This is a genomic window from Pelomonas cellulosilytica (assembly GCF_021353265.1).
Classification (GTDB): Bacteria; Pseudomonadota; Gammaproteobacteria; order Burkholderiales; family Burkholderiaceae_C; genus Pelomonas; species Pelomonas cellulosilytica.
Genome location: NZ_JAJTWU010000006.1, coordinates 178,136 through 197,471, shown reverse-complemented (window position 1 = coordinate 197,471; position 19,336 = coordinate 178,136). Strand labels below are relative to the sequence as shown.

Below are 19,336 nucleotides of genomic sequence, written 5' to 3'. Positions count from 1 at the left end.
CCGACGCGCCCCTGACGCGCAACCCGATTGCCTTCGCCGGCAACGTCATCGCTGAACTGATGGCCTGGCCATGGCTGCAGACGCTGCACACGTTCCGCCAGCGTTTCCGTGAGGAACGCCTGGGCCTGACGGCCGGCAGCCTCACGTTCACGACGCTCATTTCACTGGTGCCGCTGCTGACGGTCATGCTGGCCATCTTCACGGCCTTCCCGATGTTCTCCAGCTTCCAGTCCGCGCTGGAGCAGTACTTCCTGAAGAGCCTGATCCCGCCCAACATCGCCAAACCCGTGCTGGCGTCGCTGACGCAGTTTGCCGCCAAGGCCAACAGGCTGGGGGCAGTCGGCCTCGTGGCGCTGGGCATCACGGCGCTGGCGCTGATGCTGACGATCGACCGCACACTCAACGCCATCTGGCGCGTCAAGCGCCCTCGTCCGATGGCCCAGCGGGTGCTCGTCTACTGGGCGGCGCTGACGCTCGGGCCACTGCTGCTGGGCGGCAGCCTGACGCTGACGAGCTATGCCGTCAGCGTCGGCCAGGGCCTGTTCACGAAGATGCCCGGTGATCTGGCCGCGCTGCTGGGCGGCGCTGACATCGTGCTACTGGGCCTGGCGATGGCGGGCCTGTTCCACTACGTGCCCAACACGCATGTGCGCTGGCGCCACGCGCTGCTGGGCGGCGTCTTCGTGTCGCTGGGCTTCACGCTCGCGAAGTCGCTGCTCGCGTGGTACGTCAAGCAGGTGCCGACGTACTCGACGCTGTACGGCGCCTTCGCCACCGTGCCGGTGTTTCTGATCTGGGTCTATCTGGGCTGGGTCATCGTGCTGCTGGGCGCGATCCTGGCCGCCAACACACCCAGCCTGACCGGCCGACTGCACCTGCGCCCCGACACGCCGGGCCAGCCGATGGCGCTGGCGCTGGAGGTCCTGCGCGAGTTGTGGCGGGTGCGGGAGTCAGGTCGCAGCGGGCTGTCTCACCTCGCACTGGCCCGGGCGCTGCGCGTGGACCCGCTGCAGCTCAGCCCGGTGCTCGACCAGTTGCTGGCGATGGACTGGATCGGCCTGCTGGAGGAAGACGGTGCCCAGCGCCTGGTGTTGCTGTGCGCGCCGGAGCGCATCTCGGCGGAGCCGCTACTCAGCGCCTTCCTCGCCCGGCGCGAAGGCCTGCTGGCCAACCTGTGGTCGCAGGGGGACTGGCCGCGCCTGACGCTGGCGGTGTTGCTGGCGTCAGAAGCGGCCTGAGCCTGAGTCGCAGCCCCGTAGCGTCAGAACGATTCCCACTCGCCGCCGCCGGCTGCGGTAGGCGTCACCGTGGCGGCTGCTGCAACCCGCGGCGAAGCCTCGGGCTTGGGGGCCGGCTTCCGGGCGACCTGTGGCTTGGCGGCCGCATGGGCCACCGGGCGGGGGGCCTTGGCCACCGACTCGACGGTCGAGGGCCTGGTAGCCGCCACTGCTGCCGCGTGCTGGGCCGCGAGCTTGAACGCCGCCACGGTGTCGACCAGGTGGCTGGCTTGTTCCCGCAGGCTTTCGGCCGCCGCTGCGCTTTCCTCGACAAGGGCGGCGTTCTGTTGCGTGGCCTTGTCCATCTGCGAGACCGCGCTACTGACCTGGCCGATGCCGGCGCTCTGCTCAACACTCGCGGCCGTGATCTCGCCCATGATGTCGGTCAATCGGTTGATCGACTGGACGATCTCGCCCATCGTCGCGCCGGCGCGGTCCACCAGCGTCGAACCCTGTTCCACCCGCTCGACGCTGGCGTTGATGAGGCTCTTGATTTCCTTGGCAGCTTCGGCGGATCGGCTGGCCAGGCTGCGCACCTCGCCGGCGACGACCGCAAAACCCCGGCCTTGTTCACCGGCGCGAGCTGCCTCGACGGCCGCGTTCAGCGCCAGGATGTTGGTCTGGAAGGCGATGCCGTCGATGACGCCGATGATGTCCGCGATCCTGCGGGAGCTGTCGTTGATGCCCTTCATCGTCTCGACGACCTCGCCGACGACCTCGCCGCCGCGCACTGCCACCGCGCTGGCGCTCTGTGCCAACTGGTTGGCCTGACGGGCGTTGTCGGCGTTCTGGCGCACGGTGGAGCTGAGCTCTTCCATCGACGCTGCGGTTTCTTCCAGTGACGAGGCCTGTTCCTCGGTCCGGCCCGACAACTCGTTATTGCCCGAGGCGATCTGCGAGCTGGCCGTGGCGATGCTGTCGGCCGACGTGCGCACGCGTGTGATCACATTCACCAGTTGGGACTGCATGCGCGCCATCGAGGCCAGCACGCTGCCGCCCGGTGCGTGCTCGGCGCCGCGGACGGGGCCGAGATCACCCTCGGCGACGCGACGCGCCGCTTCCGACAATTCGGCCGGCTCGGCACCCAAGGCTCCAATGAGGTGGCGGGTGATGAAGGTGCCCATGACGGCTGCCACCAGCACGGCCAGGGCGCAGCCGCCGATGAGCACCGCACGCTCCACCATGTGGCCCGAGGCGGCTTGCGCGATGTCGCCCTGGGCGCGTTCACGGCCATGGTTTACGTAGGCGCGCGTGGCCGACAGCAGCGCGTTCAACAGAGGACGGCAGTCGGCGTTCATCTTGTCGATGGCCTCGTCATGCTTGCCGGTCGAGGCGAGCTCCACGATCGCCAGCGCTACCGGGCCGTACTTGGCTTCGACCTGTTCGATCTGGCTCACCAGCGAGCGGTCTGCATCGGTGGCATCGGCGGCCGTGGCCACCTGAGCCTTCAAGGCCTTCAGGTGGGCCGTGACCTCCTCGTGGCCCTTGAAGGCTGCCGACTTGGACGCCTCGCGATCCGCCGGCGTCACGGCGATCACCATGTCCCGCACGGCGATGGCGCGCCGGTCCGCAGCGATTTGCAGGTCCAGGACCTCGTCTTCGCGTTCGGAGGGGCCTGCGATGTAGCTGGAGAAGCGGGCATTCGCCGTGGCCACCTCGTACACCGCCAGCCCGGTGCCCGTCGTCATCATGGCCGCCATGGCCCCGAAGGCCAGGATCAATTGCTGTTTAACCGTCAGTTTCGTCATGGGTCTTCCCGCGCGAGTTGCCGTGGCATCGTCGACGTCGACCATCCACCTCTGTCTTACACCCTGTCACTTTAGGCGGGCAGCCCGCGCGCTGGAGGCATCGCCACGAGCGAAGGCGCCAACGCGTGCGTTTTTCGCGCATGTGGCCGGTGAGAGGTGGGTTAGGCAATCGCGTTGATCTGCGGCAAGGCCAGCTCGATGGTGGTGCCGCCCGGGCCGTTGCTCAGCAGCTTCGCCGTGCCGCCATGGAGCGCCATGATGCGCGCGACGATGTAGAGACCCAGCCCCAGGCCATGGGCGCCCTTGCTCTGGCTGCCCGTGGCGCCGCGGCTGAACAGCCTCGGCAACAGCGATGGTTCGATGCCCCCGCCGAAGTCGGTCACCGATATCTGCAGCACCGGCGGGTCTTCCGTGTCCACCACACGCAGCAGCACGTCGCTGCCTGCCGGACTGAACTTCAAGGCGTTGTTCAGCAGGTTGCGCAGCGCCAGCCGCATGAGGCTCATGTCCATCAGCGCGGTCTGCGCCGGCGTCTCTCGCACGACCCGGATACGCGGCCGCTCGGCCGCCGGCATATCGGCGATGGCGATCGAGATCAGCACGTCGATGTCGACGTCGTGGCGCGGGACCGGCTCAGGCCGCGCCAGCAGCGCGGCGACGGCCAGCGTGTTGTCGATGCTGGACAGCACCTCGCCCAGCACCTGCTGCGCCTGCTCGACACGGCCCGACACATAGGCCTCCGAGTGGCTGCGCAGCCAGCCCTGCGCGCTCTGCAGCGCCGCCGATGCGTTGTTCAGCGGCTGGCGCACCTCATGGGCCAGTACGTTGAGCATCTCGGTGCGTTCGCGCAGCAGGCCGTGCAACTCGGCTGCATGCGCTTCCAGTTGCGTCCGCAATTCGCTTTCCCGCGCCAGCGCGGCCTGCGTTTGCTTCAGCTCGGTGACGTTGGTCACCTGAACGAGGAACCCGCGCACCTCGCCGTTGACGTTGTCGGGGATGTATTCGGCGAGGCTGTGCCGCTCCACGCCGCCCGGGCCCGGCACGATGCGCTCGAACACCTGGCGTTCCCCCGCCAGCGCCTTCAGCATGTAGGGGTGGTTCATCTCGTACAGCTGGGGGCCCAGCAGGTCGCGGATGTGCGTGCCGAACAGCCGGTCGGGGTCGGCCCCGAACCAGGCCTCATACGCCCGGTTCGCGAACCGGCAGATCAGGTCACGGTCCCAATAGGCCAGCATCGTCGGCACGCGGTCGACGAGCAGGCGCATGTGGTAGTCGGCGTCCGAGGCCAGTTTGTCCTTCATTGCGGTTCCTCCCAGGCGGCCCGGCGCGTGCGGCGGGCTTCGGCGTGGTCACTGCGGCTGGAAGCCGCCGGCCTTGATGATGCGCGCCCAGGCGGCCGAATAGGCGCGCTCCCGCGCGGAGAGCTGGGTCGATGTCATCGGCCCGACGCTCAACCCCAGTTCCGTCAGGCGGGCCTTCACGACCGGTTGGGTAACGACGCCGGCCAGCGCGTTCGAGAAGCGCTCCAGCACCGCGGCCGGGGTGCCGGCCGGCGCGAACAGGCCGTAGTACGGCAGATCCTCGAAGCCGGCCAGTCCCAGCTCCGCGAAGGTGGGCACCTGCGGTAGCACGGCCTGGCGTTGCGCGCCCATGACGGCCACGATGCGCAGCTTCTGGTGCTGGTGGTTGACGATCAGATCCGGCACGGAGCCGATGCCGGCCGGGATCTGGTTGCCCAGCATGTCGGCCACCATCGGCGCGCTGCCGCGGTAGGGCACGGCCTGCAGCGCCAGCCCGTGGCGCTCTGCCAGCAGCTTGACGACGAACTCCGGCACGGAGGCTGGCGCCGGCACGCCGACGTTGCCGTGCCCTCCCTGCTTCTTCACCCAGTCCAGGTACTCCGGCAGGCTGCGGCCGGGCGTGCCGGCCGACAGCGCGAAGGCGTTGGCAAACGTCGCGAAGCCGGCCACGGGCACGAAATCCCGGTGCGGGTCGAAACCCGGGTTCTTCAGCACCAGCGGAAGGATCGAAATCGTGTGGTCGTGGCTGACGAAGAACGTCGTGCCGTCGGGCGGCGCCATCTTGAGCGCCTGAGCGGCGATCTGGCCGCCCGCGCCGGGCTTGTTGTCGACGATGACCGTCGTGCCGAGCGTGGCCTGCAGCGCGTCGGCCAGCAGCCGAGCAATCGCATCGGTGCCGCCGCCCGGCGGAAAGCCGACAAGCAGCCGGACGGGTCTGTCCTGCGCGCCGGCCGAAAAGGGGAGGGCAGCCAGGGCCACCAGGGCGGAACGGCGTTGCAGCATGAAGCAGGCTCCGTGATCGAACCCGTGGAAGTCTACGGGTGCAACACGACCAGCAAGGCCGTCGCGGCGGACTTTCCGGGGTTGCGGATGGCGTGCGGGCCATCCACGGCATAACGGGCCGTCTCACCGGCCTTGATGCGACTCGTCACGCCCTGGGCCGTGACCTCCAGGCTGCCGCTCAGCACGCTCAGGTGCTCGCGTGACCCGCGCTCATGGGCCTGACTGTCCAGCACGCCGCCCGGCTGCACGGCAAGTTCGTACCACTCGAACTGACCCGCCAGCTCGATGGGCCCCAGGATGCGCAGCTTGCACAGCCCGTCCGGGCTGGCCAGCGCCGGCGTGGCGTGGGCCGGCACCGTCTCGATGGCAGGCGTCACCGAGCGCTCGGTTCCGAGCAGCTCGCCCATCTCCACACCCAGCGCGTTGGCCAGCCGCCAGACCACGGCGACGGTCGGGTTGGCCTGGTTGCGCTCGATCTGCGACAACATCGACTTGCTGACACCCGCCCGTTTGGACAGGTCATCCAGCGACAGGCCACGGCTGCCGCGCAGCGCCTGCAGGGCCGCGCCTACGCGGGGTGGTTCGATCTCCATGTTCATGCTTGACCTGGCTGGACGTATTTCGGATACTGCACGAAAGTTCGATATATCGAACGAGTTCAATTTAATGAATTGTGCCCCAGGAGAGCGGTCATGAGCCAAGCCTTCTACCAACACTTGCAGTCCGAGCTGGACGGCATCCGCGCTGCCGGCCTCTTCAAGGCCGAGCGCATCATCACGAGCCCCCAAGGCGCGGTTGTGCAGACGACCGACGGCCGTGAGGTCATCAACCTGTGCGCCAACAATTACCTGGGCCTGTCGTCGCACCCGGCCGTCATCGACGCGGCGCATGAGGCGCTGCGCACGCACGGCTTCGGTCTGTCGTCGGTGCGCTTCATCTGCGGCACACAGGACCTGCACAAGCAGCTGGAGCAGCGCATCGCCCGCTTCGTCGGTTGCGAGGACGCGATCCTGTATGCCGCCGCGTTCGACGCCAACGGCGGCCTGTTCGAGCCGTTGCTGGGCGAGCAGGACGCCATCATCAGCGACGCGCTTAACCACGCGTCCATCATCGATGGCATCCGCCTGTGCAAGGCGCAGCGCTGGCGCTACGAACACAACAACCTCGACGACCTGGAGCGCTGCCTGAAGGAAGCGAAGGCCAAGGGCGCCCGCTTCACGCTGGTGTTTACCGACGGCGTCTTCAGCATGGACGGCACCATCGCCCAGCTCGACAAGATCCGCACGTTGTGCGACCGCTACGACGCACTGCTGGGCATCGATGAATGCCATGCCAGCGGCTTCATGGGCAAGACCGGCCGCGGCACGGCCGAGCACCGCGGCGTGTTCGGCAAGATCGACATTGTCACGGGCACCTTCGGCAAGGCGCTGGGCGGCGCTTCCGGCGGCTTCACGGCCGCACGCAAGGAGGTCGTGGAACTGCTGCGCCAGCGCTCGCGGCCCTACCTGTTCAGCAACACGCTCGCGCCTGCCATCGCCGGCGCGTCCATCGCGGTGCTGGATCTGCTGGAAGGCTCGACGGCCCTGCGCGACAAGCTCGAGGCCAACACTGCGTATTTCCGCGAAGCCATCCAGGCCGCCGGCTTCGAGATCAAGCCGGGCACCCACCCTATCGTGCCCATCATGGTCTACGACGCCGTGAAGGCGCAGCAGCTCAGCCAGCGCATCCTGGAGCTGGGCATCTACGCGGTGGGCTTTTTCTTCCCTGTCGTGCCCAAGGGCCAGGCGCGCATCCGCGTGCAGATTTCGGCGGTGCACGAGCGCGAGCACCTCGAGAAGGCCGTGGCTGCCTTCACGCAGGCCGGTCGCGAACTGGGGATCATTCAATGAAGATTCTCATCATCGGCGCCAACGGTCAGATCGGCACCGAGCTGGCCACCGAACTCGCCCGCCTGCACGGCAGCGATGCCGTCATCACCAGCGACCTCAGCCCCCAGGGCCGCGTGCCGACGCTTGCCCACGAGATGCTGGACGTGACCGATGCCGGCGCGCTGACAACCATCGTCAAGCGCCACAAGGTCACGCAGATCTACCACTTGGCCGCCGCGCTGTCCGCCAACGGCGAGAAGCACCCGATGTGGGCATGGGACCTGAACATGAAGGGCCTGCTCAACGTGCTGGAGCTGGCCCGGCACGAGAAGCTGGACAAGGTGTTCTGGCCCAGTTCCATCGCCGCCTTCGGCCCGAACACGCCGGCCGTCGACACGCCCCAGACGACCGTCATGGACCCGACGACGGTCTACGGCATCTCCAAGCTGGCTGGCGAGCGCTGGTGCGCCTGGTACCACGCCAAGCACGGCGTGGACGTGCGCAGCCTGCGCTACCCCGGCCTCATCAGCTGGAAGACGCCGCCTGGCGGCGGCACGACGGACTACGCCGTCGAGATCTTCCACGCCGCAATCAAGGACGGCCGCTATACCTGCTTCCTCGAAGCCGGGCAGGCGCTGCCGATGATGTACATGCCCGATGCGCTGCGCGCGACGATCGAGCTGATGAACGCGCCGGCCGGTGCCATCCGGCAGCGCGGTAGCTACAACCTGGCCGGCGTCAGCTTCACGCCCGAGGAGATCGCCGCCAGCATCCGTCGCCGGCTGCCGCAGTTCACGATGGACTGCCAGCCTGACTTCCGCCAGGCCATCGCCGCGAGCTGGCCGCAGCGCATCGACGACCGCGCCGCCCAGGCGGACTGGGGTTGGGAGCCGCGCTTCGGGCTGAACGAGATGGTGGACGACATGCTGGGCGAACTGGGCCGTGTGCTGAAGGGAAGCTGACATCGCGGGCATGCCCGGGGCGGCGCCGGGGGTGATGTTGGCCGCCGCGCCGGCGCTGGTAGGCTCACTGCATGAGACCCGCGCGCCTGCTTTCCACCCTGGCCCTGGCCTGTACCGCTGCCGCTCAGGCGGAGCCGCCGGCGGCCGAGACGCCCCCCGTCCGGTACCTGCTGGGGGTGGGTGTGGTGTCCCAGCCCGAGTACGACGGCTCGGGCGCGCGGCAGAACAAGCTCAAGCCGCTGTGGGCCGTGCGCTTCGGCCGCGTGCGCATCAGCACTTCGGGTGCCGGCGGCCTACTGGGGTTCGGCCAGGAAGAGTCGGCCGGCGGCGCAAGCACGCAGTTCGTCGACAACGAGAAGGTCCGCGCCGGCATCGCGCTGCGGGTCGACAGCGGCCGCAAGAGCGGCGACGCTGGCACGACGCGCGGTCTTCCGGACGTCAAGCGCACGCTGCGGGCGCGGCTGTACGCCAGCTACAGCCTGACCCGTGACCTGACGCTGAACGGCTCGCTGTCGCAGGACCTCATCGGCCGGCGCGGCGGCATGACGCTCGGGGCCGACGTCGGCTGGCGCTTCTACCGCAGCCCCACACTGGAGTGGACCACCGGCTTCGGCGTCTCGGCTGGCAATGCGCAGAACCTGCGCAGCTACTTCGGCGTGCCGGAATCCGCTGTGGAGGCCAGCGGCAAGCCGGCCTACGAGCCCGGCGCCGGGCTGCGCGACGTGCATGCAGGTATCGGCTTCATCAGGCCCATCACCAAGCATTGGTTGGCCTATGGCTCGGTGGGCGCCAGCCGCTTGCTCGGGCCGGCCGCTGACAGCCCGCTGACGCAGAACCTCTCTGGCTACTCGGCTGCGGTCGGGATCGCCTGGCGCAACTGACCGGCGCCACGGCACCACCCAGCGACTTCAAGTCGCGCGCCGGCGTGCCGGGCCGCGGTATGGTGTTTCCGTCGTGTGGTGGCCGGGGCTTTGTGTGCTATGTTGCCTGGGCGTCAGTTCCACGGAGGCCCCCCATGAAAGTCGTCGATATCCTGCGTGTCAAAGGCGGCACACTGTTCACGGTCTCACCCGACGAGCCGCTGAAGGAGTCGCTGGACGTGATGGCCGAGCGCGACATTGGCTCGCTCGTCGTCATGGAGCATGGCGACCTGGTGGGCATGCTGACCTTCCGCGAAGTTATCCAGGCCGTCGTCAAGAATGGCGGCTCGGTCGGCACGACCATCGTCCGCACCGTCATGGACGACGCGCCGCTGACCTGCACGCCCGAGACCGAGATCGACGAAGTGCGCCGCATGATGCTCGGCCGGCACGCGCGCTACATGCCGGTGCTCAACGGCCGCACGCTGATGGGGGTGATCTCCTTCTACGACGTCGCCAAGGCCGTGGTGGACAGCCAAGACTTCGAGAACCGCATGCTCAAGGCCTACATCCGTGACTGGCCGCTGGAAGAGGGCGCGGAACAGCCATCCGCGTCGTAGTGATGCCGGCCGCCAGCGCTGCGTGCGGCGGGGTTCAGGCGACGCCCGCCGCTGGCAGCGCGCGGTTGACGAAATAGTCAGGCCTGAAGGCCCGTGTGATGCCGATGGCCGGCATCAGACGGTCTAGGTGCCTGCGCATGGCCTGCTTGGCGAGTTCCGCGTCGCCTAGGTTCAGCGCCTGCAGCACTTCGGCGTGCCCTTCCAGCGTGCTGGCCATGCGGCCTTCGATCGGCGCCGTCAGCCGCCTCACGCGGTCGATCTGCATCTTCACCTGCAGGATGTTGCGCCACACGCCGGGGAGTCCGGCAATGTCGGCCAGCGTCGCGTGGAAGGCGTCGTCGGCCTCATGGAAGGACTGGCTGTCGCCCGCCAGCAGGCAGCGGCGCTCGCGTTCGAGCACGTCGTCCAGCAAGGCCAGCTTGTGGCTGTCGATGCGCGCCACCACCTTCTCGACGATGGCCACTTCGAGCGCGGAGCGCACGAGCAACGCTTCCTCGAGCTCGTCCACCGGGATGCGCGACACGAAGGTGCCCACCCGCTGGACGATGTCGATCAGGCCTTCGTCCGCCAGCCGCTGAACCGCCTCGTGCACCGGCGTGCGGCTCACGCCGTGCAGGGCGGCTATTTCCAGCTCCACCACGCGCGATCCGGGCGGCATCTCCAATTCGAGAATGCGCCGCCGCAGGTCGAGGTAGACGCGCTGGGAAGCGCTGGCTGCACCTGGCTCGGCGGTCTCGGGTTTGCGTGGAATCGTCACTTTGATGGGCGAAAGTGAAGGCGGCCCGTCCCCGAAAGAAGGCGGGCCGCCAGATCGCGGAATTATCCGGGTCGCCCCGTGGCGCAGGCCGCGGAGTTGCCCCAGGGGCCGGGGCTTACCAGCTGGTGCCGCCCGGGCTGGTCAGCGTTGGGAAGTCCACGTAGGCCTTGCTGCAGTCGATGACCTTGCTGGCATCGACGGCTTGCGTGGCCTGGCCGGTGACCTCGATGCGGCGGTCGGCATCGGAGACCAGCGGCAGGTTGGTGCCCTTGAGGGTCAGCTTGGCGTCCGACGCCGTCACGCTCATCGCGTCGGGCTTGGCCGCGATGACGTTGTTCAGCGCCATGACCAGCGGATTGGCCGGGTTGCTGAGGCCGCCGGTGTTGGCCTGGAAGCCTTCGAAGCGCAGCTTGCTCGAACCTTCGATCAGCATGTTGTTGATCGTGATGTCGTGGAAGTTCGGGATCAGCGGGCCCGAACTCGGCAACGCCTTGGTGCTGTAGTACGGCGTGAACAGCAGCGCGTTGAGCGTGTTGCGTGCACAGATGTTCGTGTAGGTCACGTTGTAGACCTCGCCGCCGCGTGCGTAGTCGGACTTGATGCGCAGCGCTTCCTCGGCCCCGTCGAAGCTGTTGTCGTAGACGTGGATGTTGGCGACGCCGGCATTGGTCTCGCTGCCCACCGAGATGCCGTGGCCCCAGTAGATGTGGTTGTGCGCAATGATGAAGCCGTACTTGCGGTCGCTGCGCGCATCGCGGTCGCCGTCCACGCCGATCAGCCCAGAGCCCTTGGGGCTGGGGTTCTGGCTGCCCTTGATCGCGATGTCGTCATCCCCGGTGGAGATGAAGTTGTACGCGAACACGACGTTCTTCAGGTAGCCGTCGAACGACATCGCGGCAGCGGAGGTCGTCGTGCTGCCAGTGGTCAGCTTGTTGCTGGCGAGGCCGCCGGCGGAGCCCGGGTCGAAGGCGTCGGTGTTCTTGACGTTGTCTTCGTTGAAGGTTTCGCCGGTGTAGAGCGGGTTGCCGTTGCCGGCCGGGTTGGCGAAGGCCGCGCGCGATGGCGTCTGCACCTTGACGCCCCAGACCGTGAACCCGTCGATGCCCGAGGGCACGACATGGAAGTTGGCGCTGTTGTTCAGCGTGATGCGGTAGAGCGTCAGGTTCTTCGCGTAGTTGAAGACCATCATGCGGAAGTTGGACTGCGACGCCGCGCCGGTCGTGCCGTTCTCCACCATGTTGCCCAGGTAGGCCAGATCCCACCAGGTCATGTTGCGCACGGTGGACTTCGAGTCCACCACGGTGCCGCCGTTGTCGCAGGGCGTGCCGTCGGCCGCAAAGGTGCTCGTCGCGTAGGCCGCGTACGTGTTGGAGCAGGTCAGGTCGACCTTCATCATCGGGTAGAACCGATTGCTCGTGACAATCTCGGCGTAGGCGCGGCTGTCGATGGCACCATCGCCCATGACCGCGGAGTTCACGAGGTTGCTGCCGCCGATCAGCGGCTTGCAGTTGCCCGAGCTGCCGGCCTTGGCGCCGACTTGCGTGTTACCGCAATAGGTCGTGGCACCGCCGTTGTAGAGCATGACGTCGCGGCTGGCGAACAGCGTGACGCCCTTGTCGATCCACAGAGTGACGCCGGAGGGCAGCGTCAGCGGGCCGGAGATGAAGGCGTTGCCCGCGCCGGTGCTGCTGACCACCAGCCGCACGGCGAACTTGCTGGCCTTGTACTTGGGCTTGGCGAGCTCCTCGCCGCTGACGCCGGAGATGTTCTTGTTAGCCACGGCGGCGGCCTTCTGGTCGGCCGTCGCGGCGGCGTCTGCACTGGCGATTGCCGCGCCGACCTCGCTGTCCACGCCGGCGCCGCAGGCGTCCAGCGCGGCCTGGATGCGGGCCTGGTCGGGGTTCGCAACGGCCGGCGTGATGGCCACGCGGTTGCCGCTGACGGACGGGTCGGCTTCCGGCGGCAAGGCACCGTCAGGACGCTTGACGTACTTGTCGCTGGCTTCCAGCGTTGCGCAAACCTGCGCGCTGGTGGGCAGCGTGGGCTCCGCCGGCAGGTCCGGATCGAAGGACGTGGTGCCGACCTGGAAAGGCTTGGCGGTGTCGTAGCTGACGGCCGTGGTGGGGTTGTCACCGCCGCCGCCGCAGGCGCTGAGTACCAGGCTCAGCGTGGCCAGGCTCAGCCCGGCGAGCTGGCCCAGGGTCTTGTGGGAATGCATGTCTTGTCTCAATGAAAAGGTGAAGGTCGACTTCAGAGGCGATCAGAAGCTGGCGATCAGGCCCACGCCGAAGGCGCGCGGGCTGTCGCCGGGCGACAGGTAGGCGTCGGCGCTGCCGGCGTTCGCGCTGTACAGCGGGGCCTGGCCGAGGTTCACGCCTTGCTGCGAGTGGTTGCGGATGCGGGTGCCGTAGGCGTAGACGGTCAGCAGGTCGTTCAGGCGCAACTTGGCGCCGACCGAGGCCTGCGAGGCGCGGTAGTCATCCGGCGCGCCCACGGCGGCATTGCTCAGGCGGCCGAGCGTGCCGACCGAAGCCATCAGCGTCGTGCGCTCGCCAACGCGTTGGGCGATGGACGCCATCGTGCCGGTCTGGTTCATGCGGCCGGTGTTCAGCGTCGGGTAGATATTGCCCGGGCCCGGCGGCACGAACTGCTGGAAGCCGTAGCGGGCCTGTTCCACGCCCAGGCCCAGCGTCGTGCCGGTTGGCAGGTCATAAAGCGCGACGATCTTGGCAAAGCGCGTGTTGGCGCCGTCCTGGCCGGTCGTGCGGAAGCCCCAGCCCTGCAAGCCCTTGTCGATGTCGACGCCGGTGCTTTGCTGCTGGTCCAGACCCACGCCGATCTGCAGCGGGCCCAGGCTGTACTTGGCAGCTAGAGAGAAGCGGCCGCGATTCAGCCCGCCGTTGCGTGACTCGTCGAAGCCGTAGGAGGCCGCCGCCTGCAGGCCGTTCCACACCGGGGAGAAGTAGTGGACCGAGTTCTTGTAGCGGGCCTCGCCACGGCTGAACACGCTGTAGGCGTTGCCGCTGACCTGGGCGGACGTGTTGTTCCACAGGTCCAGCCCCTGGACACTCAGGCCGAGGTTGCCACCGAGCGCGCCGCCCGAGCCGACGAGGCTGCGGTACGCGGAGTCGTAGTTGCCTACAAGCAGGCGGCCGAAGCGGACATGCTCCAGGCCGACATAGCTGTTGCGCGAGGTCAGCGTGGACGTGGAGCCGTTGTCGCCGATGCCGCCCTGGTCGAAGTTGTTCAGGCTGGCTTCGAGCTGCAGCACGGCCTTGAGCTCCGCATCGACGGCGAAGCTGCTGTAGACGCCCAGGCGGGAGTTGCCGTCCGTCACACGGCCGCGTTGCCGATAAGGCGTCGTGCCACCCTTGGCCTCGACGGATTCGATCTCCGCATTGACGAAGCCGTAGACCTTGTAGCTGAGTGCGCCGGCATCGGCAGCCTGGGCCGCCGGGAGTGCCAGCATGAGGGTGGCGGCCAGGGCCGCTGCGGCGGTGGCCGCAGGGCGGCGCGTGAAGGAGGTGAGAGTCCTCATGGGTGGTTCCTCGGGTTCAGGTAAGGGTGGACGTCCCGCGCCAGGTACGGCGACGGGGCGAGGGCGCTGCTCAGGTCCGCGCGGTGCGCGGATCTGTGGGATGAATGGGGTGTTGCGCGGTTGCCATGCCCGGCGCGCGCATCAAGACGGTGCGCGTCAAGTTGTTCACGAAGGCGGCGTAACCGACCAGCTAACCGGTGGGGCGCGCCCGTCGAACGGGGCTTTGCATGCGATTCTTTTCAAACCTGCACGGCAGCTGCACGTTTGAGGTGCAGCCCTGTCGCCGGGCAAGGCGTGCATATATGACGTTTCGGAGGCGGTGGTTGTTGGGACTGCTGAAATATCAATATAATAGCGCTGATATTTCAACGGGGCAACATGCCCGCGGCTGGGATGGCGTCGTTCGTGACGTGATGCTCAACCGGCTGGCCGATGGCCGGCCGGGTTGGGACGGGCGGATCGATGCTTCTTCTTGCAGGCCGCATGAAGGCGCTAAGGAGCGACCAATGACAAACATCTCAGGGCCGGCGAGGCCTTGGAAGATCGCCCATCAACTGATGCTGGCGTTCGGCATTGCCGCGGTACTCATGGCCGGCATCGGCGTGTTCAGCCTCACGAGGTTGCGTGAGCTGAGCACCATGCAGACGAACATGTACAAGGAGGAAGTGGTGCCCCTGGCGCTGTTGCGCACCGCGTCCTGGCAGGCCGCGACGCATTTCCGCCGCTCCTACCCGTTCATCCTGAAAGCCGACGAAGCGTCGCGTGCGGAGACGCTGGAGCTCAACCGCAAGAGCGCCGACGAGGTGCTGAAGGCCGTGAGCTTCGAGCGCGCCCACCCCGTCGGGCCCGCGCACGAGCAATTGCTCGCCGAATTCGACACCCTCTGGCAGCAATACACCGAGTCGGTGACCCGGTTGCAGAAGGCGGCATCCGCCGGTGACAACGCGGCCGCCTTCGACGAACTCAACAAGGCGACAGACCCGCTGCACGTCAAGGTGCGCAAGCTCATGGTGCAGCTGGGCGAGATGCGCGAAGCCTCCGCCCGGGATCGCGCCGAGGCAGGCGCGGCGCTCGTCACAGGCCAGGCCCGCTGGCTGACCGGCATGGTCGTCATCAGCCTCGCGCTTGCCGGGCTGGCCGCCTGGTGGGTGACGCGGCGCATCACGCGCGCGCTGGGTGCCGAGCCTGCGGAGGCGCAGCAGTTCGTCGCGCGCATTGCGGCCGGCGACCTGATGGCGCACGTCGAGCGCCGCTCCGGTGATGACAGCAGCCTCGTGGCCCATCTGGCGTTGATGCGCGAGCAGCTGAGCCGGGTCATCGCCGGTGTGCGCGACGGCGCTGACCAGGTGGCGTGCGCGTCGAGCGAGATCGCCCAGGGCAATCTGGACCTGAGCCAGCGCACCGAGCGCCAGGCCAGCGCGCTGGAGGAGACCGCTTCCGCCATGGAAGAGCTAGGCTCCACCGTGCACCAGAGCGCCGACTCCGCGCACGAGGCTGAGCGCCTGGCGCTGGATGCGGGCCGCATCGCGCAGCAGGGCGGCGAGACCGTCCGGCGTGCCGTGGACAAGATGGGCGAGATCCGCGAAGGCTCCAGCCGCATCGCCGAGATCACCGGCATGATCAACGGCCTGGCGTTCCAAACCAACCTGCTGGCGCTCAATGCAGCGGTGGAAGCGGCGCGCGCCGGTGAGCAGGGCCGCGGCTTCGCCGTGGTGGCCGCCGAAGTGCGAAGCCTGGCGCAGCGCAGCGCCGAAGCGGCCAAGCAGATCAGCCAGCTCATCAATGCCAGCGTGTCGCAGGTGGGTGAAGGCGTCGGTCTTGTGCAGGAGGCTGGCACCGTCATGGTCGATCTGCGCGGGGCTATCCAGCGTGTCGAGACGGCGATGTCGGAGATCAGCGTCGCCGCCCAGCAGCAACGCCTGGGCATCGACCAGGTGGGCGCGGCTGTCCAGGACATGGACCAAGCCACCCAGCAGAACGCTGCGCTGGTGGAGCAGACGGCGGCCGCCGCAACCAGCCTGCAGCGCCAGGCTTCGCGACTGGTGGATGCGGTGTCCGTGTTTCGTCTCGAGGCCACCCGCTAAACTGCCGTGCTGCCCGCGCCGGCTGCCTGCTGGTTGCGGCCCTGGTTCCATGTATCGCCGCGCGCCCTGGGGGCAACGGCGGTTCTTCCTGGGTTACTCCCATGTCCGGCAGCACCTTCGGCGAACTCTTCCGCGTCACTAACTTCGGCGAAAGCCATGGCCCGGCCATCGGCTGCGTCATCGACGGCTGCCCCCCGGGCCTCACCCTCAGCGAGGCCGACATCCAGCCCGAGCTGGACCGCCGCCGCCCGGGCACCAGCCGCCACGTCACGCAGCGCAACGAGCCCGACGCGGTCCGCATCCTGTCCGGCGTCTACGAGGGCGTCACGACCGGCACGCCGATCTGCCTGCTGATCGAGAACACGGATCAGCGCAGCAAGGACTACGGCAACATCCTCGACACCTTCCGCCCGGGCCACGCCGACTACACCTACTGGCGCAAGTATGGCGTGCGTGATCCGCGCGGCGGCGGCCGTTCCTCGGCGCGGCTGACGGCGCCGATGGTCGGTGCCGGTGCTGTGGCCCGCAAGTGGCTGCGCGAGAAGTTCGGCACCGAGTTCCGCGGCTGCATGACGCAGCTGGGCGAGGTCGAAATCCCGTTCGAGGGTTGGCAACACGTCGGCGCCAACCCCTTCTTCGCGGCCAATGCCAGCAGTATCGACGCGCTCGAAGCCTACATGGACGCCTTGCGCAAGTCAGGCGACTCCGTCGGCGCGCGCATCCGCGTCGAAGCCACGAACGTGCCGGTGGGCCTTGGCGAGCCGCTGTTCGACAAGCTGGATGCCGACATCGCCTATGCGCTGATGGGCATCAACGCCGTCAAGGGCGTGGAGATCGGTGCCGGCTTCGATGCCGTGGCGCAGAAGGGCAGCGAGCACGGCGACGAACTGACGCCGACGGGCTTTGCCAGCAACAACGCCGGCGGCGTACTGGGCGGCATCTCCACCGGCCAGGACATCGTGGCCGAGATCGCCATCAAGCCCACCAGTTCGATCCGCAGCCCCAAGGCCAGCGTCGACCGCGCGGGCAACCCGACCAGCGTGGAAACCTTCGGCCGCCACGACCCCTGCGTCGGCATCCGCGCCACACCCATTGCCGAGGCCATGCTGGCGCTGGTGCTGATGGACCATGCGCTGCGCCACCGCGCGCAATGCGGCGATGTGGCGCTGCCCGTCGCGCCCATCCCCGGGCATCGGTAACACCTGCCTGCTGCGCAAGCCGGGCGCGCAGGTCGCGCCGGTCCCTGGGAAGCCACCGCCTTGCATTTGACGATTCAGCCGGTCCATCAGCTCTCGGCCCAGCGCTGGGATCAGATCTGGGCCTTCACGGCCGCCTACGCCAGGACTTCTCGCGGCTTCTTCGAAGAGATGCTGCGTGCCAAGTCGCATGTCGCTCTCGTGTACACCGACAAGGGCCGGCAGACGCTCGTGGGCACGGCGAGCATCGATACGCGGGTCGTGTCATTCGAAGGCCGGGATGTCGTCATGATCTACACGGGCGACGTGCTGCTGCGCGAAGACATCCGTGGCCGCAACGTGCTTCAACGGGTCGGCCTGATCTGCTTTCTGCGCGCGCGACTGCGCCATCCGTTCAAGCGGATCTACTGGTTCCTCGGCGCATCGACGCACCAGGCCTACCTCGTGTTGGCACGCGGCCTGTGCAGCTATTGGCCCCGGCCCGAGCTCTCCACGCCAGCGGCCATGGAGCGGCTGCGCGACCGGTTCGCGCGGGTGGTCCTGCCGCAACTGTGGGATGCGGTCGACGGCGTCTTCCGCACCGGCGGCACCAAGCTGCTAAACAGCCTGCAGACGCCCTTCACGCCGCGGGAGCTGCAGGACCCGCACATCCGCTTCTTCTTGGCGCGGAACCCGGGCTACGCCCAGGGCGATCTGCTGGCCTGTCTCGCACCACTGGACCTCGGTAACTGGATCAGCATCCTCCGCAGCGGCATCGCGCGGTACTTCCGGCGCCGGCGTCGCTGACGACTGCGGCACGCGCCGTCAACCCGTCGCGCAGTGGAGGCCCGCCGGCCTGATCTCGGGCCTGTGCATCTCAGCCCCCGCAATCCGCGTTTCGTCACTCTGAGGATGCATCCTGCCCCCTTGCATTTCTAGACTGCGCCGGTCAGTTTCAGAACGAGTCCTGGGGGAGTCATGCGCAAGTCCGTCAAGTTGGGTGGCATCGCGGCCGTCGTGCTGCTGGTGGGTGGCGCCGGCGTGGCCGTCATGGCCAGCAAGGGTGACGGCCCCAAGAAGCCCGGTGAGGAGAAGGCCAAACCGGCGCTGGAGTTCGTCGCCAGCGAGGTCGTCAAGCCCGTTGTCACGGCCATGCCGGCCACCATCGAGTTCAGCGGCCCGCTGGTGGCGCCAGGCACAGTGGTCGTCCGTGCCAAGTCCAACGGCACGCTGCTGACGCTGGCCGTCGGCGAAGGCAGCCGTGTGAAAGCCGGCCAGGCGCTGGGCCAGGTGGACCTCGAAGAGCTGCGCTACCGCATCGCCGAGCGCCATGCCAGCGCGGAGGCCTTGCGCGCCCAGATGGAGCAGGCCGAACGCACCTACAAGGCCAATGAAGGCCTGGCGGCCAACAACTTCATTGCGCAGACGGCGCTGGACACCTCCCGCGCTGCCCTTGAAGCCGCACGCGCCAACTGGCGGGCCGCTCAGGCGCAGCTCGACACCACGCAGGTGACGATGCGCCAGGCGGCGCTGGTGTCACCCATCAATGGCATCGTCGCCAAGCGATATGCGGTACCCGGCGAAAAGCTGGCCGCCGAGCAGCAGATCCTGAACATCGTCGACCTCGCAAAGCTGGAGCTGGCCGGGCTGGTGGGAACGCATGAGGTGAGTCGCCTGCATCCCGGCATGCCGGTGCAGGTGAAGGTGGAGGGCGTGGATGAGCCCGTCGAGGCGCACATCTCGCGCATCGCGCCCGCCGCCGAGCCCGGGACGCGCTCCATCGGCGTCACGCTGGTGCTGGACAACCCCAAAGAGCTCTACCGTGCCGGCCAGTACGCCGTCGCCAAGGTTGTGCTGCCGGATGAGACGCAGCGCCTGACCGTGCCGATCGCCGCCATCAGCCGGAACTCCGGCCAGGAGCAGGTCTGGATGATCGAGAACGGCGCCCTCGCGCGCCGCATCGTGACGACCGGCCGCAGCGACGCCAGCCAGGGTCGCGTAGAGGTGCTCAGCGGGCTCAAACCCGAGGCGCAGGTGCTGGCCGCGCGCTTCGACAACCTGCGCGAGGGCGATCCGGCGCAGGTGGTGGCGGCCAAGTCCGCCAGGGTGGCCAGCGCCGCATCGGCGCCGGTCCAGCAGTGAGG

At 68.0% G+C, this 19,336-nt stretch carries 16 protein-coding genes; 9 read left to right on the top strand and 7 right to left on the bottom strand.

Annotated features, from left to right (window positions below; translation table 11 throughout):
* The first annotated feature begins 59 nt into the window (after positions 1-59).
* Positions 60-1,238 (top strand): YihY family inner membrane protein, encoded by a 1,179-nt coding sequence (locus LXT13_RS16270; RefSeq protein ID WP_233373216.1) that lies wholly within the window; start codon positions 60-62, stop codon positions 1,236-1,238.
* A gap of 23 nt (positions 1,239-1,261) precedes the next feature.
* Here the strand turns inward: LXT13_RS16270 and LXT13_RS28690 are convergent, their stop codons facing one another.
* From LXT13_RS28690 to LXT13_RS16245, 4 genes are all read right to left on the bottom strand, one after another.
* Positions 1,262-3,025 carry a methyl-accepting chemotaxis protein gene (locus tag LXT13_RS28690; RefSeq protein WP_304622819.1) on the bottom strand — a complete coding sequence of 588 codons (1,764 nt, stop codon included), beginning with the start codon at positions 3,023-3,025 and terminating at the stop codon, positions 1,262-1,264.
* A 161-nt stretch (positions 3,026-3,186) separates the two neighbouring features.
* Complete coding sequence (locus LXT13_RS16255) at positions 3,187-4,326, bottom strand: sensor histidine kinase (protein WP_233373011.1); 1,140 nt, start codon at positions 4,324-4,326, stop codon at positions 3,187-3,189.
* A gap of 48 nt (positions 4,327-4,374) precedes the next feature.
* Positions 4,375-5,328, bottom strand: a complete 954-nt coding sequence (locus LXT13_RS16250; RefSeq protein WP_233373010.1) for a Bug family tripartite tricarboxylate transporter substrate binding protein — start codon at positions 5,326-5,328, stop codon at positions 4,375-4,377.
* Positions 5,329-5,360: 32 nt separating this feature from the next.
* A complete protein-coding gene (locus LXT13_RS16245; protein WP_349254841.1) occupies positions 5,361-5,921 on the bottom strand; it encodes a helix-turn-helix domain-containing protein in 561 nt (186 codons plus the stop codon).
* A 99-nt stretch (positions 5,922-6,020) separates the two neighbouring features.
* Here LXT13_RS16245 and kbl point away from each other — a divergent pair, with 99 nt between their 5' ends.
* From kbl to LXT13_RS16225, 4 genes are all read left to right on the top strand, one after another.
* On the top strand, positions 6,021-7,217 hold the full coding sequence (gene kbl / locus LXT13_RS16240; protein WP_233373008.1) for a glycine C-acetyltransferase: 1,197 nt from the start codon (positions 6,021-6,023) through the stop codon (positions 7,215-7,217).
* Positions 7,214-8,158: an NAD-dependent epimerase/dehydratase family protein gene (locus LXT13_RS16235; protein WP_233373007.1), complete on the top strand. Its 945-nt coding sequence runs from the start codon at positions 7,214-7,216 to the stop codon at positions 8,156-8,158. Before kbl ends, LXT13_RS16235 begins: the two co-directional genes overlap by 4 nt.
* Before the next feature lie 71 nt (positions 8,159-8,229).
* Positions 8,230-9,039, top strand: coding sequence for a MipA/OmpV family protein (locus LXT13_RS16230; RefSeq protein WP_233373006.1), 810 nt, complete (start codon positions 8,230-8,232; stop codon positions 9,037-9,039).
* A 134-nt stretch (positions 9,040-9,173) separates the two neighbouring features.
* The gene (locus tag LXT13_RS16225; RefSeq protein ID WP_233373005.1) at positions 9,174-9,638 is read left to right on the top strand and encodes a CBS domain-containing protein; all 465 of its coding nucleotides are present in this window, start codon (positions 9,174-9,176) and stop codon (positions 9,636-9,638) included.
* A gap of 34 nt (positions 9,639-9,672) precedes the next feature.
* Here the strand turns inward: LXT13_RS16225 and LXT13_RS16220 are convergent, their stop codons facing one another.
* From LXT13_RS16220 to LXT13_RS16210, 3 genes are all read right to left on the bottom strand, one after another.
* Complete coding sequence (locus LXT13_RS16220) at positions 9,673-10,395, bottom strand: GntR family transcriptional regulator (protein WP_233373004.1); 723 nt, start codon at positions 10,393-10,395, stop codon at positions 9,673-9,675.
* A gap of 115 nt (positions 10,396-10,510) precedes the next feature.
* Positions 10,511-12,613 carry a glycoside hydrolase family 28 protein gene (locus tag LXT13_RS16215; RefSeq protein WP_233373003.1) on the bottom strand — a complete coding sequence of 701 codons (2,103 nt, stop codon included), beginning with the start codon at positions 12,611-12,613 and terminating at the stop codon, positions 10,511-10,513.
* Between the two features lie 42 nt (positions 12,614-12,655).
* The gene (locus tag LXT13_RS16210; protein ID WP_233373002.1) at positions 12,656-13,933 is read right to left on the bottom strand and encodes a porin; all 1,278 of its coding nucleotides are present in this window, start codon (positions 13,931-13,933) and stop codon (positions 12,656-12,658) included.
* A 197-nt stretch (positions 13,934-14,130) separates the two neighbouring features.
* Between LXT13_RS16210 and LXT13_RS16205 the strand changes: the two genes are divergently transcribed.
* The 4 genes from LXT13_RS16205 to LXT13_RS16190 all read left to right on the top strand — a co-directional run bounded on the left by LXT13_RS16205 (position 14,131) and on the right by LXT13_RS16190 (position 19,334).
* Positions 14,131-16,017, top strand: coding sequence for a methyl-accepting chemotaxis protein (locus LXT13_RS16205; RefSeq protein ID WP_233373001.1), 1,887 nt, complete (start codon positions 14,131-14,133; stop codon positions 16,015-16,017).
* 101 nt (positions 16,018-16,118) lie between these two features.
* A complete protein-coding gene (gene aroC, locus LXT13_RS16200) occupies positions 16,119-17,216 on the top strand; it encodes a chorismate synthase (RefSeq protein WP_233373000.1) in 1,098 nt (365 codons plus the stop codon).
* 60 nt (positions 17,217-17,276) lie between these two features.
* Positions 17,277-17,999 carry a hypothetical protein gene (locus tag LXT13_RS16195; RefSeq protein ID WP_233372999.1) on the top strand — a complete coding sequence of 241 codons (723 nt, stop codon included), beginning with the start codon at positions 17,277-17,279 and terminating at the stop codon, positions 17,997-17,999.
* 171 nt (positions 18,000-18,170) lie between these two features.
* Positions 18,171-19,334 carry an efflux RND transporter periplasmic adaptor subunit gene (locus LXT13_RS16190; RefSeq protein WP_233372998.1) on the top strand — a complete coding sequence of 388 codons (1,164 nt, stop codon included), beginning with the start codon at positions 18,171-18,173 and terminating at the stop codon, positions 19,332-19,334.
* The last annotated feature ends 2 nt before the right edge of the window (positions 19,335-19,336 follow it).

Coding starts and splice junctions, on each gene's coding strand:
- LXT13_RS16270 (WP_233373216.1), top strand. CDS start 60: ATGGCCTGGCCATGGCTGCAGACGCTGCACACGTTCCGCCAGCGTTTC.
- LXT13_RS28690 (WP_304622819.1), bottom strand. CDS start 3,025: ATGACGAAACTGACGGTTAAACAGCAATTGATCCTGGCCTTCGGGGCC.
- LXT13_RS16255 (WP_233373011.1), bottom strand. CDS start 4,326: ATGAAGGACAAACTGGCCTCGGACGCCGACTACCACATGCGCCTGCTC.
- LXT13_RS16250 (WP_233373010.1), bottom strand. CDS start 5,328: ATGCTGCAACGCCGTTCCGCCCTGGTGGCCCTGGCTGCCCTCCCCTTT.
- LXT13_RS16245 (WP_349254841.1), bottom strand. CDS start 5,921: ATGGAGATCGAACCACCCCGCGTAGGCGCGGCCCTGCAGGCGCTGCGC.
- kbl (WP_233373008.1), top strand. CDS start 6,021: ATGAGCCAAGCCTTCTACCAACACTTGCAGTCCGAGCTGGACGGCATC.
- LXT13_RS16235 (WP_233373007.1), top strand. CDS start 7,214: ATGAAGATTCTCATCATCGGCGCCAACGGTCAGATCGGCACCGAGCTG.
- LXT13_RS16230 (WP_233373006.1), top strand. CDS start 8,230: ATGAGACCCGCGCGCCTGCTTTCCACCCTGGCCCTGGCCTGTACCGCT.
- LXT13_RS16225 (WP_233373005.1), top strand. CDS start 9,174: ATGAAAGTCGTCGATATCCTGCGTGTCAAAGGCGGCACACTGTTCACG.
- LXT13_RS16215 (WP_233373003.1), bottom strand. CDS start 12,613: ATGCATTCCCACAAGACCCTGGGCCAGCTCGCCGGGCTGAGCCTGGCC.
- LXT13_RS16210 (WP_233373002.1), bottom strand. CDS start 13,933: ATGAGGACTCTCACCTCCTTCACGCGCCGCCCTGCGGCCACCGCCGCA.
- aroC (WP_233373000.1), top strand. CDS start 16,119: ATGTCCGGCAGCACCTTCGGCGAACTCTTCCGCGTCACTAACTTCGGC.
- LXT13_RS16190 (WP_233372998.1), top strand. CDS start 18,171: ATGCGCAAGTCCGTCAAGTTGGGTGGCATCGCGGCCGTCGTGCTGCTG.